Source organism: Streptomyces sp. NPDC045022 (genome assembly GCF_056432605.1).
The window spans coordinates 282,345-309,210 of the sequence record NZ_JBWKIR010000005.1; the positions used below are offsets into that span (position 1 = coordinate 282,345).

At 71.8% G+C, this 26,866-nt stretch carries 27 protein-coding genes; 14 read left to right on the forward strand and 13 right to left on the reverse strand.

The genetic code is table 11. The annotated features are described in order from the left end of the window. Nucleotides 1-362: 362 nt before the first annotated feature. Entirely contained in the window at nucleotides 363-1,211 is an 849-nt protein-coding gene (locus AC07C1_RS12520; protein WP_478938647.1) for a helix-turn-helix transcriptional regulator, read from the reverse strand. Between the two features lie 152 nt (nucleotides 1,212-1,363). Between AC07C1_RS12520 and AC07C1_RS12525 the strand changes: the two genes are divergently transcribed. Next, nucleotides 1,364-2,125, forward strand: coding sequence for an SDR family oxidoreductase (locus tag AC07C1_RS12525; RefSeq protein WP_478938648.1), 762 nt, complete (start codon nucleotides 1,364-1,366; stop codon nucleotides 2,123-2,125). Nucleotides 2,126-2,173: 48 nt separating this feature from the next. Here the strand turns inward: AC07C1_RS12525 and AC07C1_RS12530 are convergent, their stop codons facing one another. After that, a complete protein-coding gene (locus AC07C1_RS12530) occupies nucleotides 2,174-2,623 on the reverse strand; it encodes a hypothetical protein (RefSeq protein WP_478938649.1) in 450 nt (149 codons plus the stop codon). A 176-nt stretch (nucleotides 2,624-2,799) separates the two neighbouring features. Here AC07C1_RS12530 and AC07C1_RS12535 point away from each other — a divergent pair, with 176 nt between their 5' ends. From AC07C1_RS12535 to AC07C1_RS12560, 6 genes are all read left to right on the forward strand, one after another. After that, entirely contained in the window at nucleotides 2,800-2,955 is a 156-nt protein-coding gene (locus AC07C1_RS12535) for a helix-turn-helix domain-containing protein (RefSeq protein ID WP_478938650.1), read from the forward strand. A gap of 285 nt (nucleotides 2,956-3,240) precedes the next feature. Beyond that, nucleotides 3,241-3,786 (forward strand): AAA family ATPase, encoded by a 546-nt coding sequence (locus AC07C1_RS12540; protein ID WP_478938651.1) that lies wholly within the window; start codon nucleotides 3,241-3,243, stop codon nucleotides 3,784-3,786. A 619-nt stretch (nucleotides 3,787-4,405) separates the two neighbouring features. Further along, nucleotides 4,406-4,858, forward strand: coding sequence for a hypothetical protein (locus tag AC07C1_RS12545; RefSeq protein ID WP_478938652.1), 453 nt, complete (start codon nucleotides 4,406-4,408; stop codon nucleotides 4,856-4,858). Beyond that, nucleotides 4,858-7,050 (forward strand): DUF6571 family protein, encoded by a 2,193-nt coding sequence (locus tag AC07C1_RS12550; protein ID WP_478938653.1) that lies wholly within the window; start codon nucleotides 4,858-4,860, stop codon nucleotides 7,048-7,050. The genes AC07C1_RS12545 and AC07C1_RS12550 overlap by 1 nt, the downstream gene beginning before the upstream one ends. Nucleotides 7,051-7,081: 31 nt before the next feature. Continuing rightward, a complete protein-coding gene (locus tag AC07C1_RS12555; protein WP_478938654.1) occupies nucleotides 7,082-7,669 on the forward strand; it encodes a hypothetical protein in 588 nt (195 codons plus the stop codon). A gap of 291 nt (nucleotides 7,670-7,960) precedes the next feature. Continuing rightward, nucleotides 7,961-8,398, forward strand: coding sequence for a hypothetical protein (locus AC07C1_RS12560; protein WP_478938655.1), 438 nt, complete (start codon nucleotides 7,961-7,963; stop codon nucleotides 8,396-8,398). 462 nt (nucleotides 8,399-8,860) lie between these two features. On the opposite strand, the gene AC07C1_RS12565 is transcribed toward AC07C1_RS12560, so the two are convergent. Then, complete coding sequence (locus AC07C1_RS12565; protein WP_478938656.1) at nucleotides 8,861-9,157, reverse strand: hypothetical protein; 297 nt, start codon at nucleotides 9,155-9,157, stop codon at nucleotides 8,861-8,863. A gap of 1,033 nt (nucleotides 9,158-10,190) precedes the next feature. Here AC07C1_RS12565 and AC07C1_RS12570 point away from each other — a divergent pair. Together AC07C1_RS12570 and AC07C1_RS12575 are read left to right on the forward strand one after the other, a co-directional pair. Further along, entirely contained in the window at nucleotides 10,191-11,111 is a 921-nt protein-coding gene (locus AC07C1_RS12570; protein WP_478938657.1) for a MurR/RpiR family transcriptional regulator, read from the forward strand. A gap of 89 nt (nucleotides 11,112-11,200) precedes the next feature. Continuing rightward, nucleotides 11,201-11,785, forward strand: a complete 585-nt coding sequence (locus AC07C1_RS12575; protein ID WP_478938658.1) for a hypothetical protein — start codon at nucleotides 11,201-11,203, stop codon at nucleotides 11,783-11,785. Here AC07C1_RS12575 and AC07C1_RS12580 read toward each other — a convergent pair whose 3' ends face one another. From AC07C1_RS12580 to AC07C1_RS12600, 5 genes are all read right to left on the reverse strand, one after another. Further along, on the reverse strand, nucleotides 11,786-12,160 hold the full coding sequence (locus AC07C1_RS12580) for a roadblock/LC7 domain-containing protein (RefSeq protein ID WP_478938659.1): 375 nt from the start codon (nucleotides 12,158-12,160) through the stop codon (nucleotides 11,786-11,788). A 10-nt stretch (nucleotides 12,161-12,170) separates the two neighbouring features. After that, nucleotides 12,171-12,674, reverse strand: coding sequence for a roadblock/LC7 domain-containing protein (locus AC07C1_RS12585; protein ID WP_478938660.1), 504 nt, complete (start codon nucleotides 12,672-12,674; stop codon nucleotides 12,171-12,173). 31 nt (nucleotides 12,675-12,705) lie between these two features. Then, entirely contained in the window at nucleotides 12,706-13,506 is an 801-nt protein-coding gene (locus AC07C1_RS12590; RefSeq protein ID WP_478938661.1) for a transcriptional regulator, read from the reverse strand. Next, the gene (locus AC07C1_RS12595) at nucleotides 13,503-13,886 is read right to left on the reverse strand and encodes a hypothetical protein (protein WP_478938662.1); all 384 of its coding nucleotides are present in this window, start codon (nucleotides 13,884-13,886) and stop codon (nucleotides 13,503-13,505) included. The genes AC07C1_RS12590 and AC07C1_RS12595 overlap by 4 nt, the downstream gene beginning before the upstream one ends. A 178-nt stretch (nucleotides 13,887-14,064) precedes the next feature. Beyond that, nucleotides 14,065-15,438 carry a type III PLP-dependent enzyme domain-containing protein gene (locus AC07C1_RS12600; RefSeq protein ID WP_478938663.1) on the reverse strand — a complete coding sequence of 458 codons (1,374 nt, stop codon included), beginning with the start codon at nucleotides 15,436-15,438 and terminating at the stop codon, nucleotides 14,065-14,067. Between the two features lie 173 nt (nucleotides 15,439-15,611). On the opposite strand from AC07C1_RS12600, the gene hutU reads away from it, so the two are divergent. The 4 genes from hutU to hutI are packed head-to-tail and all read left to right on the forward strand — an operon-like array spanning nucleotide 15,612 to nucleotide 21,062. Next, nucleotides 15,612-17,276, forward strand: coding sequence for a urocanate hydratase (gene hutU, locus AC07C1_RS12605; protein ID WP_478938664.1), 1,665 nt, complete (start codon nucleotides 15,612-15,614; stop codon nucleotides 17,274-17,276). After that, nucleotides 17,273-18,490, forward strand: a complete 1,218-nt coding sequence (locus AC07C1_RS12610) for an allantoate amidohydrolase (RefSeq protein ID WP_478938665.1) — start codon at nucleotides 17,273-17,275, stop codon at nucleotides 18,488-18,490. Before hutU ends, AC07C1_RS12610 begins: the two co-directional genes overlap by 4 nt. Further along, on the forward strand, nucleotides 18,487-19,848 hold the full coding sequence (locus AC07C1_RS12615; RefSeq protein WP_478938666.1) for a formimidoylglutamate deiminase: 1,362 nt from the start codon (nucleotides 18,487-18,489) through the stop codon (nucleotides 19,846-19,848). The genes AC07C1_RS12610 and AC07C1_RS12615 overlap by 4 nt, the downstream gene beginning before the upstream one ends. Nucleotides 19,849-19,886: 38 nt before the next feature. Continuing rightward, nucleotides 19,887-21,062, forward strand: coding sequence for an imidazolonepropionase (gene hutI, locus AC07C1_RS12620; RefSeq protein ID WP_478938667.1), 1,176 nt, complete (start codon nucleotides 19,887-19,889; stop codon nucleotides 21,060-21,062). A 7-nt stretch (nucleotides 21,063-21,069) separates the two neighbouring features. On the opposite strand, the gene AC07C1_RS12625 is transcribed toward hutI, so the two are convergent. Together AC07C1_RS12625 and AC07C1_RS12630 are read right to left on the reverse strand one after the other, a co-directional pair. Then, the gene (locus tag AC07C1_RS12625) at nucleotides 21,070-22,101 is read right to left on the reverse strand and encodes a hypothetical protein (protein WP_478938668.1); all 1,032 of its coding nucleotides are present in this window, start codon (nucleotides 22,099-22,101) and stop codon (nucleotides 21,070-21,072) included. A 5-nt stretch (nucleotides 22,102-22,106) separates the two neighbouring features. Continuing rightward, nucleotides 22,107-22,319, reverse strand: coding sequence for a hypothetical protein (locus tag AC07C1_RS12630; RefSeq protein ID WP_478938669.1), 213 nt, complete (start codon nucleotides 22,317-22,319; stop codon nucleotides 22,107-22,109). A gap of 271 nt (nucleotides 22,320-22,590) precedes the next feature. On the opposite strand from AC07C1_RS12630, the gene AC07C1_RS12635 reads away from it, so the two are divergent. Beyond that, complete coding sequence (locus tag AC07C1_RS12635) at nucleotides 22,591-23,580, forward strand: helix-turn-helix transcriptional regulator (RefSeq protein WP_478938670.1); 990 nt, start codon at nucleotides 22,591-22,593, stop codon at nucleotides 23,578-23,580. A gap of 187 nt (nucleotides 23,581-23,767) precedes the next feature. Here the strand turns inward: AC07C1_RS12635 and AC07C1_RS12640 are convergent, their stop codons facing one another. From AC07C1_RS12640 to AC07C1_RS12650, 3 genes are read right to left on the reverse strand one after another with little or no spacing between them, the layout of a single operon-like run. Continuing rightward, the gene (locus tag AC07C1_RS12640) at nucleotides 23,768-24,736 is read right to left on the reverse strand and encodes a DMT family transporter (protein WP_478938671.1); all 969 of its coding nucleotides are present in this window, start codon (nucleotides 24,734-24,736) and stop codon (nucleotides 23,768-23,770) included. Nucleotides 24,737-24,790: 54 nt separating this feature from the next. Further along, nucleotides 24,791-25,519 (reverse strand): 2OG-Fe dioxygenase family protein, encoded by a 729-nt coding sequence (locus tag AC07C1_RS12645; RefSeq protein ID WP_478938672.1) that lies wholly within the window; start codon nucleotides 25,517-25,519, stop codon nucleotides 24,791-24,793. Nucleotides 25,520-25,563: 44 nt separating this feature from the next. Then, on the reverse strand, nucleotides 25,564-26,805 hold the full coding sequence (locus AC07C1_RS12650) for an argininosuccinate synthase-related protein (protein ID WP_478938673.1): 1,242 nt from the start codon (nucleotides 26,803-26,805) through the stop codon (nucleotides 25,564-25,566). Between the last annotated feature and the right edge of the window lie 61 nt (nucleotides 26,806-26,866).

Sequence of the window (26,866 nt, forward strand, 5' to 3'; positions counted from 1 at the left end):
GCCGGCGGGCACGCTGGGCTGGTGGGTGCGCTGGGCCGGGTGGCGGGCACGCTGGGCTGGTGGGTGCGCTGGGCCGGGTGGCCGGGTGGCCGGGGGACCGGTGGGCTCGTGGGCCGGGTGGCCGGTGGACCGGTGGGCTCGTGGGCCGGGTGGCCGGTGGGCCGGGTGGCCGGGGGACCGGTGGGCTCGTGGGCCGGGTGGCCGGTGGGCCGGGTGGCCGGTGGACCGGTGGGCACGCTGCGTGGTGGGCCGGGCAGCCGGGCGAACGGTGGGCGCGCTGAGCTGGTGGCCCGCTGGCCCGGGTGGCCGGTGGTCCGCCGGTGTGGGCGGAGTGCTGTTGGTGCGGCTTGGCCGGGTACCGCTCAGCGGGCGGTGCTCGACTCCCAACTGCCCAGCAGGGCGAGGCGTTCCGCGGTCTCCGAGCCCGGCTCCGGCGTGTACACCACGATCGTCTGTTCCGGGTCCGCCGGGACGGTCAGCGTCTCGTACGGCAGGGTCAGCAGGCCGGCCACCGGGTGCCGTACCTTCTTCACGCCGTACGCGCACTCCTTGACCTCGTGGTCCGCCCACAGCCGGCGGAAGTCCTCGCTCTTCAGCGACAGTTCGCCCACCAGCGCGCACAGCTCGGTGTCGTCGGCGTACCGCCCCGCGCTCAGGCGCAGATGGGCCACCGTCTGGGCGGCCACCGCGGCCCACTCGGGATAGAGGTCCCGGCCCGCCGGGTCGAGGAAGACCTGCCGGGGGACGTTCCTGTCGGCCGGGGCCATACGGCTGAAGCCGTTCACCGCGTCGCCGAGCGCGTTCCACGCCAGGACGTCCATGCGGCGGCCCAGGACGAACGCCGGGCTGCGCTCCATGCCGTCCAGCAGTGTCTGGATGCCGGGGCGGACGCGCGGCGCGGGCGCCTGCCGCTTTCCTGGCCGGCGGGGCGGGCGGGCGACCGTCCGCAGGTAGGCGTGCTCGGTCTCGTCCAGCCGCAGCACCCGCGCGATCGCGTCCAGCACGGCGTCGCTGACGCTCGTCCCCCGGCCCTGCTCCAGCCGGATGTAGTAGTCCACGCTCACCCCGGCGAGCTGGGCCACCTCCTCGCGGCGCAGGCCCGGCACGCGGCGCCGCCCGTGCGCGGGCAGCCCCACCTCCTCGGGCCGGATGCGGGCGCGGCGCGAGCGCAGGAAGTCGCCCACCTCTCCATCCCGCCATTCCCCGTTCATGCCTCCGATCGTAGGGCAGTGGCGGCGCGCCAACCTGGTACTGGCAGACCCAGGAAAAGCGCATCCCTGGGTACGGCCGCCGGATGCGGCGAGGGTGGTGACGGCCGCCGGGGAGACGCCTCGGCGGGGCAGTGAACCCAGGGGGAACACCCATGTCGTACGAGAACCTGTCCGGCCGTACCGCCGTCGTCACCGGAGCAGCCAGCGGCATCGGCGAGGCCGTCGCCCTGCAACTCGCCGCCGAGGGCAGCCGCGTGGCGCTGCTCGCCCGGCGCGCGGACCGGCTGCAGGCGCTGGTGGAGAAGATCCGGGCCGGCGGGGGCCAGGCGCTCGCCGTGGCCGCCGACGTCACCGACGACGCATCCGTCGAGACCGCCCGTGACCTGGTCCACGAGACGTTCGGAGCCGTCGACCTCGTCGTCAACAACGCCGGTGTCATGCTGCCGAACCCGATCGGCGACGGACGGCTCGACGAATGGCAGCGGATGCTCGACACCAATGTCGCGGGGGTGCTGCGGATCATCCGCGCCTTCACCGCCGACCTGGTGGCCGCCGGCGCCGAGGGCCGCACCGCCGACCTGGTGAACGTCTCCTCCATCGGCGCCCACGTCCCCTTCCCCAACTACGCGGTGTACGGGGCGACCAAGGCGGCGGTCACCTATCTGTCGCAGTCCCTGCGCACCGAGTTCGGGCCGCGCGACGTGCGGGTCACCAACATCGAGCCGGGACTGACCGAGACCGAGCTGAAGACACATGTCGACAGTGCCGAGCTGTCCGGGCAGCTGGACGGCATGGTGGAGGCGATCGGAGCGCTCACGGCGGCGGAGGTCGCGGATGTCGTCGCCTACGCCGCCAGCCGGCCCCGGCACGTCAACCTCCGTCAGATCATCGTGCTGCCGACCCGGCAGGCGTGAGGCGGCGGCCGGGCGGAGCCGGGGTGCCGACGGCGGCCGCCCGCCCGGTCAGTCGTCCTGGGCGGACCGGTCCCGGCCGCGCCGGCCGGTGAAGAGCTCCGGATTGAGCCGCACGGCCTGTACCGCGTTGACGCCGACGATGCCGACCCAGGTGGCCACCATCCCGGCCATCCCGGCGAGGGCACCGGCGATCGCGGACAGCGGGATCGCCAGGACCAGCGTGATCAGGGCGAAGCCGTAGCGCTCGGCCCAGGAGTCGGCCGGCTTCGGCCGCCGGGCCCCGCGGGCCGCCGCCGTCTGCTGCTCGGCCAGGTGCCGCCGCACCCGGCGGTCCACCACGTCGTCGATCCGCTGATCGACCTTCTCCAGGAAGGAGTCCACGAGCGCGGAGTCGTACTCCTCGCCCAGTTCCCTGCGTGCCCGTACGGTGGCGTCGAGGTCCTTCCTCAGGTCCAGGTCCTGTTCGAGGCCGGCGTTCCGCGGGTCCAGTGCGCTCATGCGCCCCACCCTAGGGAGCGCTCAGGTCCTTGGCACTGGGGACAACCCCCCTCTTCGCGCCCGGTGGTGAGGGCCGCCGCTGAAAATGAGGGTTGACGAGGCGTCTGACCTGCTCACTATCACTTAGATGGTCATCGAAATAGCCTGGGTTCGGGACACTGAAAATGAGAGTGGCGATGACCTGCGCTCATCGAGTCGCGGTAGCGGTGATCTCTGCACGCGGCTACACGACCCCAGAGGTCGCAGCGCTTCTCGGCCTCACTTCGAACACCGTCGGACGTCGCCTCCATCGTTACCGCAGCCGACGCATCGATACGGACGATCATTCGTGAGCGACGCCCGTGTGGTGCCCATCCGGCCGCGACCACCAGCGCCGTGCGAGCACTGAGGGAATTGGTGAGGGGTTGTCAGTGGGGGGCGCTACCCTCAGATTTGGCTCAAATGAGGACCCCGGCGACGTCGAGGTCGACGGCACCGGGGTCGCTCCTGATTGGCGTCTGGAACATACCTCGAACGCAACGCCGAAGGCACCCAGTGTCATCCTGTTGTGATCATCGCCTCTCGACACGGCACGCCGGGGCTCCTCACGGAAAACCGAGAAAGGACCCCCAGGCAAAGTGCAACTGGTCAGAGCTCACATCACCGACTATCGGTCCGTCGAGGACTCCGACATATTCGACGTAGAGAAGGACATCACCTGCCTCGTGGGCAAGAACGAGTCGGGCAAGACGACCCTTCTCCAGGCGCTCTTCCGGGTCAACCCCGTGGAGCCCGCCGGCTTCGACGAGGTGGTTGATTTCCCTGCCCGCAAGACGCGGGAGCGTAAGCGGCTCCCGGCCGACCAGAGGATTCCCGTGGTCCGGGCGACGTTCCGCTTCGACGACACCGAGATGAAGGTCATCGAGGAGGAGCTCGGCCCGAAGGCCATGAGGAGCCCCGAGTTCGAGGTCGTCATCGGCTACCGGAAGACCGGCAGGGACTTCACGTTGCACTACAACGAGGCCGCGGTCGTCGACCACCTCCGCTCCACCCTGGACCTTCCGGCGACGGCTGCCAGGGCCATCAGCGGCGCGAAGACGATCGAGAGCCTCCTTGACGCCCTCGACGAGTTGGAGGAGTCCCCGTCTGACGCGACGGCTCTGGCTGACCGCACAACTGGGTGATTGAGGCTTGGCGCGCTGCGCCATCGGGTGAGGCCGCGAGGGCCATTGCCGAACTCGTCTGACCGCCCGCCACCACCACAGCGGTAGCCGGTGCAGTCACCACTGGTGCACAGTCCGTTCTCCCTGCGGGGCACCGACTCAGCGGCTCCGGCGCGCAGTCGCCTCAAGGGCGGCAGTGGGGCACGACGCGCGTCGCCGTATTTGGAGAGTCCTGTCGTAAGGGCACGAATGGGCTGCGTCAGTGCGCGGGAGTCCGCGTGAGCCGCTCCGCCAGCGCGGCCGCGAACTCCTCCGCCCTGGTCAGCTGAAGTCGCAGGTCCTCAACCCGCCGCTGGGCCGCCTGCTCGAATCCGAGGATGCGCTCCAGCAGCCCCTCGCCCGAGCCGAGGCGGTCGGTTGCCAGCAGAATTGAGGCGAGGACGGCGGTGGGCGACGATGCCCGGACCCAGTCTGTTCCTCGCGTTCGGACGTCAGGCCGGTGAAGCCGAAGGCTGGCGTAGGCACCTGCATGTCCCGGGCGTATGGACGCTGTGAAGCTGCTGGAATCCCCTTCAGTCACACACAGCACCTTTACTAAGGTCAAAGCAGAGCAAGGGCCGAGTCGCGGGGGAGGGCCCACATGGCGTGGGACGAGTGGGAACAGCTCAAAGCTGATGCGCAGAAGCGCGGTGCGAACCGTATGCAGCTGAACCATGTCGCAGACCCGGGAGGGGGCGGCGGCGCGGCACCGCATGGCGACCTGACCGTGTGCGAGAAGGATCTGAAGGCCGTCGGGGATGCCGCCCACTCGTTGTACGTCGACTTCGACCAGTGGAACGATCTCGCGCGTGTCTCGTCCATGAAGGCCGCCGGTGGGCTGACGGATCAGGGCTTCCTCCTCGGTGAGGCCCTCGACCACGTGGCGGTGCGGTGGGTGGACCAGGTGCAGAACCTGCTCGACGCGTGCGTCCACATCTACACGCACCTCGACTTCACGCAGGCGGTCCACAAGGGCGACGACGAGCGTGTCTACGCGACGCTCAGTAGCATCTCCACCCTGGACAAGGGCTTCGACGGGCACCGGGGGTACTGATGGACCTCGACAAGCTGCTGCACGGCAACTTCGCGGAACTCGGCCAGGCGATAACCGACTGGGATTCCCTGACGAAGAGGCTGGAGAGCCTCGAGCGGGACGCGCGGGACAACCTCAAGGCCAAGGCCGACAAGGCTCACTGGGCGGGAATCAACGCGACGGTCACGCGCGAGTTCGTGGCGAAGACGGCGGACGAGTTCTCGGACGCGCACACGCAGGCGCAGAGCATCGCCAATATTCTCCGCGACACCCGCGAGGAGCTGGTCACCTACCGCGGGCATCTCCAGGAAGTCATAGAGAACGCGCGGAAGAAGAATCTGACGGTCGTGGACGACGGCTGTGGCATGTTCCACGTCCAGATGATCGTCCATCCCGATCGTGCCGCGAAGGGCACGACGGTGCCCGAGCACACCGAGACCGACGCGGAGCTGATCCGCGACGAGGTGCAGCGGATCCTCACCAAGGCCACCGAGAGCGACAGCACTGCGGCGAAGGCCCTCAAGTCCCTCGTGGACAGTGTCAAGCAGGGCTTCGCCGACTCGGCCTACGGTGACCGCGACGAGGCGGTTGCCGCGGAGAAGAAGGCCGCGCAGGACAAGAAGGACGCCAAGGAGGCCGCGAACCTGTACTCCCGGCTCGACGGCCTCAGCGACGCGGAGACGAAGCGACTCCTCCAGCTGACCGAGAACGGGAAGAAGTCGCCGGTCTTCGCGAGCGAGCTGATGAAGGACCTGAACTTCCGCGGCCGCGACGGCCAGGAAGGTCTTCTCCTGCTCGCCCAGAACCTGGAGGGCGGTGGCCGCGACGGCCAGATGTCGGACAGCGAACGCCGGCTGCGCAACGCCCTGTCGGCCAACCTCGCCACCGCAACCCGCCCCGACTCCCCCCTCGGCCCTAGCGGCGGAACGCCCTCGGAGTGGTCCGAGAAGCTCCTGAAGACGGCACGGGAAGGCAACGACCTGCCCCAGCAGGCGCCCGGCTCCATGAGCGGCGGGGCCACGGGCCTGGGAATCCTCACCAAGCTCATGGGCTCCGGGGACGCCGTCTACGACGGCAGCCTGCTGACGGCCACCGGCGACGAGATCCGCGACTACGAAACACACACCAAGGATCCGTACCCGGGCATCGGCGACAACTGGAAGGGCACCCAGGAAGATCCCATGGGTGGCCTCATGAAGGCCATGAGCCGCAACCCGGAGGCGGCCGAGTCCTACTTCGACCCGAACCGGAACGACAACCTCAACTACTTCCTCAAGGAGCGCGACTGGCCCGGCGCCAACGTGGAAAGCGAAATGCCCGACGATCTCGTCAAGACCTCGGCACGAGCTGACTTCGGCGACGCCCTGGAAGCCGCCGCGACCGGCCGCCTGCCCGGCACCCCCTTGCACAAGGAGATCCCCGCCATTCACAGCGCCGCACAGGCGGACATCTTCGAGCAGACCGTCAACTACTACGGCGAGCAATCCAAGGGCCAGCAGGACGCATTGCCCGCCGCGCTGCGGCACTCCATGGGGGACATGGTCGGCGACTACGCGTCGGACGTGCACCAGATCCTGGGCAAGGACCTCAACGGCTCCTCCGAGTTCAACCACCTCGACATCGACCGGGAGGCGCTGACGCGCGTCATGCGCGGCGCGGCCGAGGACCCCAAAGCCTTCCAGGCGATGCACCAGTCGCAGAGCGCCGTGATCGCCGAAGGCCTCCAGCACTTCGGGAAAGACTCTTTCGAGCACCCCGACCCCGAGCTTCGGGCCTGGGTCAAGCAGTCCTCGTCGGTCCTGGGCTACATGGACGGCGTACGAGGCGACGTCATCTACGACATGGGACAGGCGCAGAAGGACACCAACGGCTGGAACAAGATGATGAACTACCACGTCATCGGCGCCCCCATCACCGGTATCCCGCTCGTCGGTGACACCATGCAGCGTCTGGTCGATGTGGGCACGGCCGAGTACATGAACGACCTCAATGCCCACGTGGACAAGGAGACCCGCGAGAACATGGCCGACCACTTCTCCAACGGCCGACGTCAGATGGACGCGATGCTGGAGCAACGGGCCGTGGACACAGGCATGAACCGAGCCGACCTCGACCGCTCCCCTGGCGAGTACGAGGACAACCTGCAAGCTCTCAAGGAGTCCTGGTACAACCACGGCGTCAAGGGAGCAGACCAGGCCATGGGTGAGCGGTAACATGACACAGCCCAGTTCCCCATCTCCTCCCGTGCCCGACGACACCCCGGCGTCCCCGCCCCGGCCGAAGGGAATGCGCAATGCGCTGGTCGTCGGCTCGGCACTCATCGCTGTCGTGGCAGTGCTCGCCGGGATCAAGTGGTGGCCCCGGGACAAGGCCACCGGTGCGGACGCCCTGTGCTGGGGCGCGCTCTCCCCGGCACAGGCCAAACCCCTGCTCGGCACAGAGAAACCCGCCACCGCCACGGAATCAGCCACAGACGCGCAGGAAGCGACGTGTGAGGTCAGAACCGGCGACGGCGACCGGGATGTCCAGTTCGTGCTGACGTTGCGCGACGGAATGCAGGGCAGCGTCACCCCACCCAAGGGAGCCGAGCGTGTGCCGGGCAGCCGTGGGGGCTGGGCCACCCAGGCCGAGGGCCGGATCCGTCTTTCGCATCCGTGTGCCTACGCGCTGCACCGCGACGGTACAGGCCAGGTAGACCTGATCCTCACCACCACGATCCAGGTCCGCAAGCACTACAACTGGAAGTCCGCAGTTCTGGTCCCTCGGGTCAGCCAGGTGCTGACGGAAGCGGCGGAAGGAATCGAACGGCACCACAAGTGCGGGACGTCGTGAGGAAAACAGTCCGCCTCTTCCCGTCATCGGCTCCCGGGCCTTGACCCCGAATCCTGGACACGGGTGCGTCACACCGCGGCTGTCCAGGACGGCTTCGACGCCGTGATCACACCAGACACAGCGAGATCCGCCGGGTGTCCTGTTCACGGCGGTTCTGGGCCATCTCACCGAACCGGTCAGACCTCCGGGTCCCGCCACGCGCCGCCCAGGCCCGGAGACGCAGCTCATCGCCGCCGCCACCCGCACCCCGCCTCCTGAACAGGGGTTCTCGCCGTCCACCGGAGCAGCGCCATGACCACCACCCCACCCTTCACCGGCGGCGACGTACGCCATGAGGCCGCCCGCCTGCACCGCGGCCTACTCGCCCACCACATGCCGGACGAGGCGCAGGTGGGCGACCTCATGGCCGGCGCGTACATCGAATCCACGTGGGAGGACCTGGAGCTCACCACCGAGCTGGGCAGCCGGTGGGACGAACTCGCCTCCGAGGAGAGGCAGGCCGCCCGTCAGGCGGTGAACGAGCACCTCGCCAAGGGCGCGGACACCTCCGAGTGGGCCGTGGCCCTCGGCGCGGACGGCCTCCAGCCGAGCCCGTACGGCGTCAACGTCTACGAGGAGGACCAGCCCGCGCCCGCATCCTGCTCGCGTTTCCCCACCGCCATGGATGAGGAGACCGCCGCCGACGGCGCCGAGCAGCTCGCCGCCCGCATCTCCGGCACGCTTGAGTAACGCCCGGACAGGATCTCCCAGCGGGCCGCGCTGAGCGAGGACGAGCGCCTCGATGCCCATGGCCGGCTGCTGACCGATGCGGAGATACTCATGCGTCTCCGAGCCGCCGGAGTCACCGTCCTCCTTTACGCACAGCCCGTGAGCCGTATCGTCCGGCTCAGCGTCGACGACGTGATCCGCGAGGGCGACACCGTGCTTCTACGGCTCGGCGAGCCAGCCTCGCCCGTTCCTGCACCGGTCGCCGCGCTGCTGCTGGATCACATCGCAAGCCGCGACAACATGAATACTGCTACCAACCCTGCATCCTGCTGGCTCTTCCCCGGACGCCGGGCGGGCCTGCCGTTTCGTTCCGACCACCTGTCCATGCTCCTGAACGAGGTCGGAGTTCCGGCCGCCGCTGCCCGCGGTGCATCCGACAGCAACTCCTCGAACTACCCGGCCCTGTCGTCGCGGACGCCTCGGCTACCACGACAAGACCACCAGCCGCCTCATCAGAGAGACCGGCGGGACATGCTTGGCGGTGCCGGGGTCCTTGACGACAAGACTCCAGTGGTCCTGCTGCAGGCGGGCCTTGAGGAGGACTTCGACGGCGGCCTGCAGATGCAGAACCGCATACTTCAGGTTGCGCGGGCTCGGGTGCCCGAGGCGAAGGGGGTCGGCGACGCTGTCCAGGTAGTCGACACCGTTCTCGACCGGGGGGTAGTTCACCTCGCTCGTGGGCTGCGGTGCGGGCTCCTGCTTGGGCATCTTCTCCGGCATGAGAGCAGGCTAGCCATCGACGGCCAGACCGGGAGTTGCTGCACAGCACAGACCATCCCCCTGCGACGCTCCCAGCACACACAGTGACTGCAACGACGCTTGGGCAGCAGTACTCGCGACAGTTGAATACGCGAGCCCACCAGTACCGAGGCCGGATGAGCTCACGGTTCGGGCACGTTCCCGGAAACGGTCCGGTCCCATCACATGCGCCGATTCACGGGTCCGGTTTCTCGATGAACGGCTCAGTGAAGAGGAACGGTGCCTGGGCGAGGATGACGGCGATTTGTCGCGGCAGTGGATCGAGGCCCAACGGCTGATTCTGGACGCCTACGAAGCCGCCGACCATCGCAGTGCCGCGGCCAAGTCCCTGCTGTATGCCGCGCGGTGCCTGCTTCTGCCGTACGTGACACATCCGGACTTCCGTGCGGCGTGGCTGCCGAGGCAGGGTGAGGATCCCGCGCGTCCGGTTGTGGATGACGCGGCTGTTGGAACGAGCGGAGGCTCGGTGAGCCGTGGTTGAGCAAGAGCGAGTCCGGAGGCTGGGCGTCGTTCCGGCTCCGTTCGCCGGTGAATCGTTCGTCAGCTGGGTGGACACGATTGGCGTGACGTTGGGGCTGTCGCGTGCGGCGGCGTTGCAGGCATTGGGGCTGCCTGGTGCGGCAGGTTACAGCGCGTATCAAGCGCAGCTGCAGACTCAGCAGATCCGCCACTTCCGCTGGCGGGCAGCGGTTCAGCCGCGCCATCCGGTCCACCCACGACCCGAAGGCTTCCCCGCACAGGGGGCTGTGACCAGCGCTAATCGCCGTTGCAGCACCGATCCCACCCCCAGAAAGTGATCTAGGTCACTCTCATGTAGGGGTACACGCTATCAAGTGCACTATCACGTTGGGGTTCACACTCTAATTTGAACCTTCCGCCCTCACCGTGGCGCGAGATCATGAGACGGCCCTTGCCCGTCTGCATAGGGTCATGCAGAGTTCTTGGCGTGTGAATAGGTAACCGGTGACCGCGGAATCTGGAGGGGGAGCACGTCATGAGCGTGGACAGGAGTACCGGGGCGACGCCCGGGATCACGTCCGGTGGGCTGTCCGGTGGGCCGCCCGATGGTCCGTCCGGTGCGGCGGACAGCCCGGCCACCCGGTTGCAGGCCCTCTTCGAGGGCCACCGGCTCACGCCGACCCAGCGCCGCATCGCGCACAGCATGGTGCGGCGGGCCGCCGAGGTGCCCTTCCTGTCCAGCGTGGAGCTGGCCGAGCTGGCGGGGGTCAGCCAGCCCTCGGTGACCCGGTTCGCGGTCGCGCTCGGCTTCGACGGCTACCCCGCCCTGCGCAAGCACCTGCGTGAGGTCGTGCCCGCCGAACCGGCCGCCGACGCGGGCTCGTACAACGAGTACCAGCAGGCCGTCGAGGCCGAGATCGAGAACCTCAAGCACCTCGCCGAACTGCTCGCCGACCCCCGCCCGGTGCAGAAGGCCGGCCGGATCCTGGCCGCCTCCCGGCCGCTGCCGGTGCTCGGGCTGCGGGCCGCCGCCTCGCAGGCGTACGGCTTCGCGTACTTCGCCGCCAAGGTCCACCCGGACGTCCGGCTGCTCAACGAGGGCGGCACGATGATCCACGACCGCATCGACGCGGCCGTCCGCGCGGGCGCCACGGCCCTGCTGTGCTTCGCGCTGCCCCGGCATCCGCGCGAGGTCGTCGACACCCTCGCCTATGCCAGGGACGCGGGCCTGACCACCGTCACGGTCGCCGACTCCGCCTTCGCGCCGGTCGCCAAGCACTCCGATCTGCTGCTGCCCGCCGCCGTCGGCACCGGGCTCGCCTTCGACACCGCGTGCGCGCCGATGCTGCTCGGCCGGGTCCTGCTGGAGGCGCTGTGCGACGACCTGCCGGACGCGCAGGCCAGGCTGGAGGAGTTCGACGCGCATGCGGCCGCGCGGGGTCTGTTCGTGGAGTGACCCGCCGCTCTCAGATTCGTCTCACGTTCTGCTATTAGCTTCCCTACGAAACACAGGCGCTTTGTGGAGACGTGACACGGGAGGCTGACGTGACGCGCGGAGGACAGGGGCTGGCCCGGGTGGCCGTCGTCGTACGGGCGGGGGCCGCGCCGCTGTGGTGGCTCGGGGTGTTCGCTGCGGGAATCGGTGTGCTCGTGCCCGGGGTGACCGGGCGCCGGATCGGGGTGCTGGCCGGGACCGCGCTGTTCCTCGTCGGAGCGGCGGTCGTGGCGCTGGTGCGCCGGGGCCGGTACGCCGCCCTCGCCCGCGGGGCGGTCCGCGCGGGCAGGTACGACGTCCTGCAGGACCGGGCGGTGACCCTGCGCAACTGGCGCCGGGGACACCGCTGGTGGCTGCTGCTGGCGTTCCTGGCCGCGCTCGGCGGCTCCTTCGCGGTGCCCGCGGCCGGCGGCATGCTGCTCGCCGGGCTCGGCACCGGGCTCCGGCTGAAGGCCGCCTGGCTCGGCCGGCGCGAGCGGGCCGGGGAGTCGCTGCTGTGGGTGCGCGTCGACTGGCTCGACAAGCGCGGCGGGCGCCCGGCGGGCAAGGCCGTGAAAGGCCTGCGCGGTACGGGCATCGCGGCCGGCGACGCGGCCCCGGGTGGGGCCCGCCGCCGTACCGCGGCGCCGGTCTGACTAGACCTCCAGCTCTTCCTCGATCTTCTTCAGCTGGTGCCGGGCCATCGCCAGGTTGGCCCGGCTCGAGTCGAGGACCAGGTAGAGGAACAGGCCGTTGCCGCCGCGGCTGTTGAGCAGGCGGATCAGGTGGTACTGGTCCGACAGGGTGATGAGGATGTCCTCGATGCCGGTCTTGAGGCCCAGCATTTCCATCGTGCGCATCTTGGCGCGGATGACGTCGGTGTTGCCGGCGGCGGCCACGTTGAGGTCGAAGGTCTTGCTGCCGCCCATCGTGCCCAGCGCCATCCCGCTGGTGTAGTCGACCAGCGCGACGCCGGTGGCGCCCTCGATGGAGGTGAGGGCTTCCTTGAGTGCGGTCTCGGTGTTGGCCATGGTGGTCCTCTCAGCTGTCGGTTGCGGTGCGCGCTTCGGCGCTCGTGGTGCGGGTCGTACGGGTACGGGTCGGGGGCACGGTGCTGACGGCGCCCAGCGGCCTCGCGGCCGAGCGGACGGCCCGGGCCGCGGCCTCGGCGGCGTCGAGCAGTTCCCCGACGCGCGCGCCGGCCCGGCGGCCCTCCAGATGGAGCCGGCCGACGTTGACCCGGTCCTGGGCGAGCAGGGTCAGTACGGCGGTCCGGCCGGCCGCGTAGGTGGCGACATAGCCGCGTTCGCCGCGCACCAGCAGCTCGCGGAAGCCGCCGTGTCCGGTGGCGTCGGCGACCCGCACGGCGACGCCGAGCGAGGCGGCGGTGAGCGCCGACAGGCCGTCCGGGTCGACCCCGGGGGTGTCGTGGGCGACGACGAGACCGTCGACGCCGGCCGCGAGGGCGCCGGTGAGCTGGGGCACCCGGCTGCGCAGCCGGTGCAGCTCGTCCAGGACGGCCTGCCGGTCCTCCTCGGACACCATCAGCTCTCTCCTCTCGGCGGGGCGGTGCCGTTCAAAGCGCCTCCAGCGCATCCCTGAGCCTCTTCAGCAGCGCGATGTCGGGGTCGGTGACCGGGGGTGGGGGCGGCGGGGCGGTGCCCCGGAACACTGGTGTCACCGGGGCGACATGACCGGCCGCCGCGAGCCGGCGCACGTCGACGAGCGTGTGGAAGGCCTGCCGGCCCAGGTTCCGGGCGATCTCGACGGCCGTGCGGACACCGTCCACGCGGTCCAGGACCGCCCGCTGCCGGGGCGTGACCGGCGCGGCCGTCGCCGGGTCCGCGCGGATCAGCGGGGTCCCGTCGGCGGCCGGGTCGGGCCACAGCCGGTGCAGCAGCAGTCGGCGGCGCAGCGTCTCGCGTTCCAGCGCGACGACCGGGACCGAGGGCAGCGGGCCGATCCGGGGCGTGTTGTCGTAACGGAACCGGCCCGGGGTACTGCTCGGCGCCAGCGCGAAGTACCCCGCGTCGTACAGCGCGTCCAGGTGGCACAGCTCCAGCGCGCCCGCGGGCAGCAGCCCGGAGTCCAGCAGGAGTTCGGCGGCCTGCAGCGGGCCCCCGGTACGGGCGGCGGCCCGCTGCCAGGCGGCGGTCGCGAGGGTTCCGTGGGCCGTGAGGAGCACGTCGAGGCCGGGAGCGAGGGGGCTCTCGGCGTGCACCACCCGGCCCTCGGCGAGGTACAGGGTGCCGTGCTCGCGGAGCAGGACACCGGTGGCCCGCTCCTCGGCGAGCCGGGTCAGCATCGGGGACAGGGCGCGGGTGGCCGCCTTGTCCCGCACGGGCAGGGGCGGTGGAGGTGTCCGGACCATGGTCATCCCAGCACCAGCCGGGAGGCCATCTCGCCGAGCCGGATGCGGGCGAGCGCGAGGTTGCCCTCTTCGCGGCCGAGCCACAGGTGCAGGAACACGCTGCTGTCGAAGGACGTGTCCACGAACCGCAGCAGGTGGTAGCTGTCGTGGTTGCTGACGATCACGTCCTCGATCGGTGGGTGCTCATCCCCGTGGGCCGCGAAGGCGCCGTGCTCGGCGGCCATCCGGGCCAGTTCGGCGGCCTCGGCGGCGGTCGTCTCGTGATCGCCGCCGGGAGCCTCCCCGACCGTGCCGAGGGCCAGTCCGCTCGTCCAGTCCACCAGTGCGGCTCCCCGGGCACCCGGTAACCGCATCGCTTCCAGCAGGCACTCGTCGATTCCGGGCACCGTGGCTCCCCTCCCGCCTGGGACTCCGGCTGAGTGACAGAGACACTACGCAACGTGTGTGCGGGAGGTGAGGCCTTTGGCATTTTCCGGTGGAACATGCGTCTGGAGTACTAGTGTTGGTCAACTGACGTTCGTCCCAAGCCGGTTGATCCATTCGTTCGAGGGGGTCCGGCGTGCGTCAACGGCTTCCGGGGGCGCGCAGGGTGGTGAGCGCCGACGCGTGCGCCCCGCCGGACTCCGCCACGACCTCCGCGATCGTCTGCGGCTCCCGTACGGTCGCGAAGGCCACGCCCCCCGAGCCATCCGGTGCGAAGCCGTGGATGCCGGGGCGGGCGAGGGAGTTGTAGGCGTAGTGGTGCGCGAAGTAGTACGCGCCCGTGTCGAGCGCCGCCGCGTAGTCACCCTGCTCCAGGAGGGGCAGCGCGCGGCCCTCGGCCAGCAGGTCGCCCGAGAAACAGGCCGGTCCGGCCACGTCCTGCACGGCCTCCGGGCCCGCCTTGGGGCGCCCCTCGGCGTCGTACGCGGCGATCCTCAGCGGCCACGCCCCCGGCGCGTACACCGTCCGCGTCGCCACCTGCACGCCCGCGTGCGTCACCGCGATCCGCCGCCCGCCCGCGCTCTTGGCGTACTCCACCCGGGCCACCACCGTCCCGTGCTTGGCCAGCAGCGACCGCCCGAACTCGGTCACCAGCCCGTACCGCCCGTCGAACAGTCCCGGCACCTCCTCCGCCAGCAGCCGCGCGAACTGCGCGTACGTCGGTGTCGTCCCCTCGGAGGCGAAGTTCACCGGCAGCCCGCCGCCGATGTCGAGGGTGTCGATCTGGTGCCGTTCCGCGCGCGCGTTGATCTCCTCCGCCAGCGCGAACGTCTCCGCCACGCCCCGCGCCATCAGCGACAGCGGGATGCCCTGCGAGCCGGTGTGCGCGTGCAGCCGGGTCAGCCACGGCCGCTCCAGGTACGCCCGCACGACCCACTCGTGGGCCCCCTCGTCGCGCAGCGCCACCCCGAACTTCGACGTCTCCGTCGCCGTGGAGGTCGCCCCGATCGTGCCACCGCCGACCTGCGGGTTGATCCGGACCCCGAGCGGCGACCTGCTGGGCGCGGAGCGCACCAGGGCGTCCAGCCGGTCCAGCTCCTGCGGATTGTCGGCGTTCACGGCGATGCCCAGCGCCAGTGCCTCGCGCAGCTCCGGCGGCGTCTTGGCGGGCGAGTCCAGCACCGTCCGGGTGGCCGGCACCCCGGCCGCCCGGGCCAGTGCCAGTTCCCCGGGGCTCGCCACCTCCGCGCCGATGCCCGCCTCGTGCAGCAGCCGCAGCACCGGCACCAGTGGGGCCGCCTTCACCGCGAAGGCGTGCAGGACCGGCGTCCCCGGTGCGGTGACCGCGTCGAACGCCGCCCGCAGGGCCACCGCCGACTCCTGGATGCCGGTGACGTCCAGCAGTCCCACCACGGCCGCGTCCGGCCCCAGCAGCCCCTGCTCGACCGCCGCCCGTACCGCCTCGTCCCGCCGCCCGGCGCGTGCCCGGGCCTCACGCTCGATGTCCTGCTCCACGGCTTCCCCGTCCTGTCTCGGCCACCGGTGCTACGGCTTCCCCGTCCTGTCCAGGCCACCGGTGCTTCCAGCCAAACACCGACCGCGCGCGGACGCGGGCGCCCCGGCGTATTGACTAGCTCTATTCAGAAAGACAGGATGTGAATAGACGCAATAACAGAAGGAGGCAGACGATGTCGGGACCCCGCCCCGTACGAGCACCGCGCGGCACGGAACTGAGCGCCCTGGGATGGCAGCAGGAAGCCGCCCTGCGGATGCTGCAGAACAACCTCGACCCCGAGGTCGCCGAGCACCCCGACAAGCTCGTCGTCTACGGCGGCACCGGCAAGGCCGCCCGCGACTGGCGCTCCTTCGACGCGATGGTCCGCACGCTCAGGACCCTCAAGCAGGACGAGACCATGCTGGTCCAGTCGGGTCGTCCGGTCGGCGTGATGCAGACCCACGAATGGGCCCCGCGCGTCCTCATCGCCAACTCCAATCTGGTCGGCGACTGGGCCAACTGGGAGGAGTTCCGCCGCCTGGAGGCCCTCGGGCTGACCATGTACGGCCAGATGACCGCCGGCTCCTGGATCTACATCGGCACCCAGGGCATCCTGCAGGGCACCTACGAGACCTTCGCCGCCGTCGCCGCGAAGAAGTTCAACGGCACCCTGGCCGGGACGATCACCCTCACCGCCGGTCTCGGTGGCATGGGCGGCGCCCAGCCCCTCGCGGTCACCATGAACGACGGCGTCGCCCTCTGCATCGACTGTGACCCGCGCGCCATCGAGCGCCGCATCGAGCACCGGTACCTGGACGTCAAGGCCGACTCCCTCGACCACGCCCTTCAGCTGGCCGTCGAGGCCCGCGATCAGCGCAAGCCGCTGTCCATCGGCGTCCTCGGCAACGCGGCCGAGCTGGTCCCGCAGCTGCTGGCGATGAACGCGCCGATCGACATCGTCACCGACCAGACCTCCGCCCACGACCCGCTGTCCTACCTGCCCGTCGGCATCGCCTTCGAGGACATGGCCGACGCCGCCGCCAAGGACCCGGCCGGCTTCACCACACGCGCGCGTGAGTCCATGGCGAAGCACGTGGAGGCCATGGTCGGCTTCCTGGACGCCGGCGCGGAGGTCTTCGACTACGGCAACTCGATCCGTGGCGAGGCACAACTGGCCGGCTACACGCGCGCGTTCGCCTTCCCCGGCTTCGTCCCCGCGTACATCCGCCCCCTCTTCTGCGAGGGCAAGGGCCCGTTCCGCTGGGCGGCCCTGTCCGGCGACCCCGCCGACATCGCCAAGACCGACAAGGCGATGCTGGAGCTGTTCCCCCAGAACGAGTCCCTGGCCCGCTGGATCAAGCTGGCCGGTGAGCGCGTCCACTTCCAGGGCCTGCCCGCGCGCATCTGCTGGCTCGGCTACGGCGAGCGCGACAAGGCCGGCGAGCGCTTCAACGACATGGTCGCCTCCGGTGAGCTGGCGGCACCGCTGGCCATCGGCCGCGACCACCTGGACTGCGGCTCCGTCGCCTCCCCGTACCGCGAGACCGAGGCCATGCTCGACGGCTCCGACGCGATCGCCGACTGGCCGCTGCTGAACGCCATGGTCAACGTGGCCTCGGGCGCGTCCTGGGTGTCCATCCACCACGGCGGCGGTGTGGGCATGGGGCGGTCCATCCACGCCGGCCAGGTGACGGTGGCCGACGGTACGAAGCTGGGCGGGGAGAAGATCCGCCGGGTGCTGACCAACGACCCCGGCATGGGTGTCATCCGGCACGTGGACGCGGGATACGACATCGCGGAGTCGGTGGCCGGGGAGCGGGGCGTGCGGGTGCCCATGCGCGAGGGCGGCGAGGCGTGAGCTTCCACAGCATGTGGGCGGAGCTGCTGCCGATCGGCCGCAGCTCCGCCTCCGGCGGCTACCGGCGCTATGCCTGGACCGGCGCCGACGCCGAGTGCCGGGCCTGGTTCAAGGATCAGGCCGGGGCACGCGGGCTGACCTACGAGGTGGACCGGAACGGGAACCAGTGGGCCTGGCTCGGGGACCCGGCCGCCGGGGACGCCGTCGTCACCGGGTCCCATCTGGACTCGGTGCCGGACGGTGGCGCCTTCGACGGGCCCCTCGGTGTCGTGTCCTCCTTCGCCGCCCTGGACGAACTGCGCAGCAGGAACGCGCGGCTCACCAGGCCCCTGGCGATCGTCAACTTCGGCGACGAGGAAGGTGCCCGGTTCGGGCTCGCCTGTGTCGGCTCCCGGCTCACCGCCGGGCACCTGACCGTCGAGCAGGCCCACCGGCTCACCGACGGCGACGGCGTCAGCCTGCCGCAGGCCATGGCGGCCGCCGGGTACGACCCCGACGCCATCGGGCCCGACCCCGAGCGGCTGGGCCGGATCGGCGCCTTCGTGGAACTGCACGTCGAGCAGGGCCGCGCGCTGGACCTGTCCGGCGACCGGGTCGGCCTCGCCAGCGCCATCTGGCCGCACGGCCGCTGGCGGTTCGACTTCCGGGGCGAGGCCAACCACGCCGGCACCACCCGGCTGGCCGACCGCCGCGACCCGATGCCGTCGTACGCCGAGACCGTCCTCGCCGCCCGCCGCGAGGCCGAACTCGCCGGTGCCGTCGCCACCTTCGGCAAGATCGCGGTCGAGCCCAACGGGGTGAACGCGATCCCCTCGCTGGTGCGTGGCTGGCTCGACTCCCGCGCCGCCGACCAGACGACCCTTGACACGGTGGTCGGCGGCATCGAGAAGGCGGCCCGGGAGTACGCGGACGCCCACGGCATCGACCTGGACGTGGTCCGGGAGTCCTTCACCCCGGTGGTGGAGTTCGACCACGCCCTGCGTGACGAACTCGGCCGCATCCTGGGCAAGGACACCGGCCTGAAGGTGCCCGTCCTCGGCACGGGCGCCGGACACGACGCCGGAATACTCTCCGGGAGCATCCCGACCGCCATGCTGTTCGTGCGCAACCCCAGCGGTGTCTCGCACTCCCCGGCCGAGTTCGCGGCCGAGGACGACTGCGTCGCCGGGGTGAGCGCGCTCGCCGACGTACTGGAAGGGCTGGCCTGCAGGTGATCACGCGGACCTACTGGTTGGAGCACGCCTGGCTCGGCACGAACGTCGAGCCGGGCGTGGCCGTCACGGTGTCGGCCGGCGGCTCCCCCGCGGGCGAGGACGGCCGGATCGCCGCTGTCCGCACCGGTGTACCCACCCCGCCGCCCGGTGCCGAGGTCCTGCGCGGGCTCACCCTCCCCGGCCTGGCGAACGCCCACAGCCACGCCTTCCACCGGGCGCTGCGCGGCACCGTCCAGGTCGGCTCCGGGACCTTCTGGACCTGGCGCGAGGTGATGTACTCCGTCGCCGACCACCTGACCCCGGACACCTACCACGCGCTCGCCCGCGCGGTGTACGCCGAGATGGCGCTGGCCGGCGTCACCTGCGTCGGCGAGTTCCACTACGTGCACCACGCGCCCGGCGGCACCCCCTACGCCGACCCCAACGCCATGGGCGAGGCGCTGATCGCGGCCGCCGCCGAGGCCGGCATCCGGATCACCCTCCTCGACACCTGCTACCTCTCCGCCGGCTTCGGTGAGCCGCCCAACCGCCACCAGCTGCGGTTCTCCGACGGCAGCGCGGAGGCCTGGGCCGAACGCTGTGCAGTTCTCAAGGAGCGGGATCACGCACGGATCGGGGCGGCGATCCACTCCGTACGGGCAGTGCCCGCGGGGCAGCTCGGCACCGTGGCGGAGTGGGCGCAGGGGCGGCGGGCCCCGCTGCACGTACACCTGTCCGAGCAGACCGCGGAGAACGACGCGTGCCTCGCCGCGCACGGACGCACGCCCACCCGGCTGCTCGCCGACCACGGCGTCCTCGGGCCGCGCACCACGGGCGTGCACAGCACCCACCTCACCGACGAGGACATCGCCCTGCTCGGCGGCTCGGGCACCGGCACCTGCATGTGCCCGACGACCGAGCGCGACCTGGCCGACGGCATCGGCCCGGCCGTAGCCCTGCAGCGGGCGGGCTCCCCGCTCTCCCTCGGCTCCGACAGCCACGCCGTCGTCGACCTGCTCGAAGAGGCGCGTGCGATGGAGCTGAACGAGCGGCTGCGCACCCGCACCCGGGGCCACTGGACGGCCGCGGCGCTGCTGCGCGCGGCTTCGGCGGACGGTCACGCGGCCCTGGGCTGGCAGGACGCGGGCACCCTGGAAACGGGGGCGCTCGCCGACTTCACGACCATCGCCCTCGACTCCGTCAGGACAGCGGGACCGGTGCCGCGACTCGGTGCCGAGACCGCCGTATTCGCCGCGTCCGCCGCGGACGTACGCCACACGGTCGTGGGCGGCCGGCATGTCGTACGGGACGGCGCGCACACGCTCGTACCCGACGTGCCGTCGGCACTGGCCGACGCGATCGAAGCCCTCCGCGGCTGAACCCCGCCGACCCCGACCCGGCCACCCCTGAGGACACCATGAGCAGCAGCACCGTCATCAGCAACATCGCCACGCTGGTCACCAACGACCCCTCCCTGGGTGACGGTTCCCCCCTCGGTCTGATCCAGGACGCGGCCGTCGTCATCGACGGCGACCGCATCGCGTGGACCGGTGAATCCAGCAAAGCACCCGCCACTGACAACCGGGTCGACGCGGGCGGCCGGGCGGTGCTGCCCGGCTTCGTGGACTCCCACTCGCACCTGGTCTTCGCCGGTGACCGCACCCAGGAGTTCAACGCCCGCATGTCCGGCCGCTCCTACACGGCGGGCGGCATCCGCACCACGGTCGCGGCCACGCGCGCCGCGACCGACGCGGAACTGGAGGCGAACCTCACCCACTACCTGGCGGAGGCGCTCCGCCAGGGCACCACCACCTTCGAGACCAAGTCGGGCTACGGCCTCACCGTCGAGGACGAGTCCCGTGCCCTGCGCATCGCGGCCGGGCACACCGACGAGGTGACGTACCTCGGCGCCCACATCGTCTCCCCCGACTACGCCGACGACCCGGCGGCCTATGTCGCCCTGGTCACCGGCGAGATGCTGGACGCCTGCGCGCCGCACGCCCGCTGGATCGACGTGTTCTGCGAGAAGGGCGCCTTCGACGGCGACCAGGCCCGCGCGATCCTCACCGCCGGCAAGGCGAAGGGCCTGCACCCGCGCGTCCACGCCAACCAGCTCTCCTACGGCCCCGGCGTCCAGCTCGCCGTCGAGCTGGACGCGGCCAGCGCCGACCACTGCACCCACCTCACCGACGCGGACGTCGACGCGCTGGCCCACGGCGACACGGTCGCCACCCTGCTGCCCGGCGCCGAGTTCTCCACCCGCGCCGAGTGGCCGGACGCGCGCCGTCTGCTGGACGCGGGCGTCACGGTCGCCCTGTCCACGGACTGCAACCCGGGCTCGTCCTTCACCTCCTCCGTGCCCTTCTGCATCGCCCTGGCGGTCCGCGACATGCGGATGACCCCCGACGAGGCGGTCTGGTCGGCCACGGCGGGCGGCGCGGCGGCCCTGCGCCGCACGGACATCGGCCGCCTCACCCCCGGCGCCCGGGCCGACCTGACCCTCCTGGACGCGCCCAGCCACGTCCACCTGGCCTACCGTCCGGGCGTACCACTGGTCAGCGGGGTGTGGCGCGGCGGCGTACGCGTCGTCTGAGCCGGTGTCAGACGGTCTGGGAGGCAAGTCCGGGCCCGGCGCCCTCCCGGGCCTCCTGGACCGCGGCCCTGATCGGGCACACGGCGGACAGCCGTGACACGCGTCGTCCCTCGCCGAGCACACCGTCGCCCGCGCCGAGCAGCAGCGCCGACCGCGACACGACCCGCGCGGTGAGCCGCGCGCCCCGCAGCGAGGGGTCCTCGGCCAGCGCGGCGGCCAGTGAGGCCACGGCCGCCCGGGTACGGCGGACCAGGCACAGCTCCGGATGGACGGCCCACACCGGCAGCCGCCGCGCCGCCTCCACGAGCGCGTCGTAGGACGGCAGCCCGCAGTCCGCCACCACCAGCACGGCCCGGTACGGACTCGCGTCCTCTCCGGCCGCACTGCCGAGGGCGCGCAGGAGGGTGGGCAGCCGGTGCTGCGGGGCGAGCAGGGCGAGGACCGCGCCCGCTCCGCCCCCGGCCGGGGCACGGTCCGGGCCCGGTGACGGCGACGGCGACGGCGCGGACGGGAACAGCGGCGAGGGGAACAGGGGCGAGGCGAACAGCGGCGACCGCGGCGGTCCACCGCCCGTCCCCGTGCCATGTGTCTCCACGGCCAGCCCCGCCGCATGTGCCCGCGTGGTGAGCAGCCCGGCCAGTTCGGCGCTGCCGGGGTCGTCGCCGTACGCCACCGTCATCGCCGTGGCGCCGAGCGCGAGCGCGCCGTCGGCCAGCGTGCGGGCGAGACGGGTGTCGTCGGGCGCCCAGCTCACCGCGGGCGCGCGGCCCGGCAGCAGCGGAAGCAGGCAGGGGAGCGCGGCATTCCGGTAGATCTCCAGCGCGTCGTCGGCGATCGACGGGTCGGCGTGCCCGACGACCGCCGCGTAGTTCCCGGCGGCCACGGCACGCGCGGCGCCGGGTGCCTCGTGAAGCACCTGCCAGTCGGCCACCCCCGGGGCGACGCCACGGATCCGGTTCACCTCGGCGAGGAGGACGGTGCCCACGGCCGTATGCGGCCCGGTGAGCGGAGCGACGACGGCGACGGCCGGTCCCGGCACGGCGGTCAGCCCCAGATGAGGGAGTCGCCGCCGGGGGAGGCGACGCTCGGTGCCGTCCCACCCACCGGGGCACCGGCGACCGCCGCGCCGACCGCCAGGAGGGCGGTGAGCGCGACCGCGCCGGCGACACGCTGGACACGGCGTCCGGCGGACGCGACGGACGCGGAGGAGACGGTGGACGGGACGGCGGACGGGGCGGTGACGGACGGGGCGGGCATGGCGGAACCTCCGGGATCGGGCGTGCGGCGTGTGCGGGCTGTGCGGTGCGCCACTGCGCGGTGTGTCGTCAGCATGTGCCCGGACGGTCACCCACGGCTACGCGCCCCGGGGTTCCGGGACCGGCCATGGCCAGGCCCGGACGCCTCGGCCGGGCCCCGCCGCGTCCATATGCCGGACCTTGTCTGGCCAGGTCAGGAGGGCCGTTCCTAAGATCCGCCCGGTGCCCGCTCGCGGGTGGGCGCACCGGGGGACGACTGATCGGGGGGACCGATGGATGTGAAAGAGCGTGCCCAGGAGCTCTACCGCATCGCACTCGAGGACGCGGCCTGGCACCCCGAGAGCGTGATCGGCAGGCGTGGCTGGAGCGACGCGGAGTTCGCCGATGCCCTCCAACTCCTCACCAGGCTAAGGCTGTTCGTGCCCGCACCGGATACGGGGAACGGGTGGACGGCGCTGTCGCCCGACACGGCGCTGCGCAACCTCCTCGTGGAGGAGGAGCAGCACACGGCATCGTTGCTCACCTCCGTGCAGCGCACGCGTTCCGCACTGACGCGGATCCTCGCCGACTTCCAGCCCGTGCACGCACGGGAGTTGCTCCCGGTGCGGATGGAAGTCGTGACCGGCGCCGCGAACGTGTCGGCGGCCCTGGAGGACGTGTCGCGGCGCGTGGAGGAGGAGGTGCTGTCGCTGCACCCCGGACGCGCGCTGCCCGCACAGATGGTGGAGGCGGGTCTGGAGCGGGACCTGGCGGTGACCGGGCGCGGCGTGCGCGTGCGCACGATCCACCTGGGCTCCGCGGCGGCCGTCCCGCACATGGCGTCCTACCTGCGCCGGCTGAGCGCGGCCGGGGCGCAGGTACGCACCGCGCACACGCTGCCGCTGCGGCTGATCGTCGTGGACAGCTCGACCGCGCTGGTGCCGGCGCCGCCGTCGGCCGAGGGCGAGATCACGGCGGTGATCCTTCGGGGCGAGCAGCTGGTCGGGGTGTTCCGGGAGATCTTCGAGCACTGCTGGGCGGCGGCGAACGTGCTGAGCGACGCGACGGCCGGGCCGGACGGGGCGTGGCGTCCCGAGGGACGGCACCTCGAGCTGCTGCGGATGCTCGCGGGCGGACTCACCGACGAGGCCATGGCCCGCAAGCTCGGTGTCTCCGAGCGCACGGTCCGCCGTCTCGTCTCCGAGCTGACCGAACGCCTGGGCGCCGCCAGCCGGTTCCAGGCCGGCGCCTGCGCCGTACGGCTGGGCTGGCTGGACGGCTGACCGGGAGCGTACGACCGCCGGCGCCGCCCGGGGTCCGCGTCACCCCGCCCGCTTTCCCGACACACCCGGTCGCAGCACCTTCAGGTATTCGCCGTACCGCCGGAGTCGCCGGCCCCGCACCCGCTGCCGGGTCAGGGGGCGCCGCCGCTCCGGGAAGGGGGACTGCCCCTCAGGGGGCCGCTGCCGCTCAGGACGTCGCCGCGCTCTCAGGGACGGCCGTGCCGTCCACCACCGCGGCCTTCCGCTCACCCGCACCCCGTTCCCGGTCCGCCACCGACCGTCCCCAGGCCGTACCGGCCAGCACCAGCACCGCACCGAACAGGCCCAGCAACCCCGGCCGGTCCCCGCCCACGGCGATGCCCACCGCCGCCGCCCACACCGGCTCCGTGCCGAGCAGCAGGCTCACCCGGGAGGGGGAGGTGCGGCGGACCGCCCACATCTGCACGAAGAACGCGAACAGCGTGCAGAACGCGGACAGGTACAGCAGCCCCAGCCAGTCCCCGGCGTCGAAGCCGGCCGCCGCCGCCCAGGGCGAGGCACCGGTGCCCGGCACCGCCGCCAGCACGGCGAAGACGACGACCGCCCCGCCCAGCTGGACGGTGGTCAGCGACAGTGCGTCCGCACCGCGCACCGACTCCATACGGGACATGGCGAGGACGTGCACCGTACGAACGACGGCGGCCCCCAGCATCAGCAGGTCGCCCCCGGTCGGGGCGCTGAACCCGGTGCCCTGGGTGAGCAGCGCCACGCCGAGCACCGACAGACCGGCGGCCGCCAGGAAGGCACCCGGCAGCCGGGTGCCGCGCACCCGGCTCTCCGCCAGCGGTGTGAACACCATGGTGAGGCTGATGATCAGCCCCGCGTTCGTCGCCGAGGTGTGCACCACGCCGTACGTCTCCAGCAGGAAGATCCCGGCGAGGATCAGCCCCAGCAGCCCGGCGCCGCGTATCTGGACGGCGCTCAGCGCCCGCAGCCGCCGCCATCCCGTGGCGACCAGCACCGGCAGCGCCACGGCGAACCGCAGCACCAGCACGGCCAGCACGGTCCGCTCCGTGGTGACGCCCTTGGCGGCCAGATAGCTGGAGCCCCACACCACCGCGACCAGCAGGACGGGAAGATCGGTCAGCCGGCCGCTGCGGGCCGCGGTGACGCTCATGGGCACTCCTCTGGGGACGTACGGAAGGGCGGGGCGAAGGGCGGGGGCAGGCGCTCAGCGCGCCGTGTACGCGATCACCAGGACGTCACGGTGGGCGGGCAGCGCGGGGTCCACCGGGTGCACCGGGGTCACCGAGTGCAGGGTGCGGCGGTCGTCACCCAGCAGCAGGTCGCCGGGCTCGGACAGCGTAGTCGTGAGCAGGTGGGCGCCCGAGTCGGCGTACACGCCGCTCTCGCCACCGCTGACGTTGCTGCGGCCGATCAGCAGCGAGGTGATGAAGGTGACCCCGTCGCGGTGCCGGCCCTCGGGCGCGGGCTGGCCGTCCTGCTCGGCGGAGGCGCTGATCCGGTACGGGTGCAGCTTCACGTTCCACCGCCGCGTGCCGTCCACCTCGGTGAAGATCCGGCCGAGCGCGACCAGCACCGAGCGCAGCAGCGGGTCACCGGCGAACGACTCCGTCAGCGGGTCGAAGTCCCGCTCGATACCTCCGTTGAGCGGGTTGACGTCGGTCTCCTGCCGGTACGGCTCGTGCGGCAGCAGCGCCGGTTCACCGGTGACCGGATCCAGGTCGAACTGGCCGTAACGGCGGAAGCGGTACGTGCCCCCGTCGGCCATGTACGTGTCCAGGGTCAGCTCGTCCCAGTGCGCGGCGAACCGCGCCCAGTCACCGGCGTCGACGCCGAGCAGCGAGGACAGCGCGGCCGAGGGCATCAGATGCCCGCCGGGGCCGGACAGGGCGGTGACGGCGTCGAGGGCGGCGGGGTGGGCCAGGGCGGTGGTCATGTGCGACTCCGTGATTCTCGTGGGCGGGTGGGGTCGGGCGGCGGTCACGCGGCCGCGGGCAGCAGCTCGGGGGTGGCGGGCACGCCGAACGGGGCCGACTCGGCGGCGATCGCCCGCTCCTCCCACTCCTCCCGGTCCCGCAGGTACAGCGGCCGGCCGGCGGTGATGGAGCGGGTGTCAGCGCCTCCCGTGCGCAGCCGCCAGGTGACGCTGCCGCTGGTCCGGGACGCGCAGGCGTCGACGAAGGACTGCGTGGCCAGCCGCAGTTCGCCGAACCACCGGCCTTCCAGTGCCTCCCGCACCCAGAGCTGCTCCAGGTGCCGCTTCTCGCGGACGAGTTCCGCTTCCAGGCACGCGCTCTCGATGTGCCGGTAGGTGCGCAGCAGCAGCCACGCGGCCGGCATCTCCCGGATCTCCAGGACCTTCTCGCCGTTGTCCAGGTGCTCCAGACCCGAGTAACGGCCCAGCCCGTAGGCGCCCACACGCTGATTGAGCAGCTCGATCAACTCGGTGAGGGGCAGCCGGACACCGTCCAGCGCGACCGGCCGGCCGTCCTCGACGGTGACGGTGAGCAGTTCGGTGGCGTCCGGCGCGGCGGTGGGCCGGCTCCACCGGTACATCTCCTCCGGCACCTCGTGCCGTTCGGGATCGTCGAGGATCCCGGACTCGAACTCCCGGCACCACAGGTTGGAGTCGCCGCTCACGATCCGTCCGGCGAGCAGGTCGACGCCGGCGGCGCGCAGGGCGATCAGCTTGTCCTCGCGGGTGACGGGATCGAGGTCGTACGGGCTGCCGTACGCGCCCTCGTAACCCAGCAGCGCCAGCGCCCCGTTGAGCCGGCGGAGGGTGTTCTGCGAGCGGTTGGCGGTGTGCAGGACGGCCTGTGCGCCCAGCGAGCGGGCCAGCCGCACGGCGGATTCCGCGATGAGCGGGCGGCTGAGCGTGGAGCTGACCGGGTGGATGCCGAGGTACTCGGCCTGCGCGGCGATCGCCGGGGCGACGAAGCGGTCGGCGAACTCCTCGCGCCGGTCGAACAGATGCAGCCGCGCGCCGAGCGCCTCGGCCACCTTGCGCTTGTACGGCCCGGACTCGTCCTCACCGATGTCCACGCTGACGGCGTGCACCTCGCGCAGCCCCATCCGGCGCAGGCGGAGCAGCAGGTAGGAGCTGTCCAGCCCGCCGCTGAACAGGGTCACGACCGGCCGGTCGGGGTCCAGGCCGGCGAGCTGGCCGAAGGAGCGGACGAGAGGGGACGGTGCGGTCTTCGCAGCATCTGTTGTGGTCACGGGGATCAGACTTCTGCCCCGGCACGGCCCCGGACAATGATTTCCACCGGCCGCGCCCGGC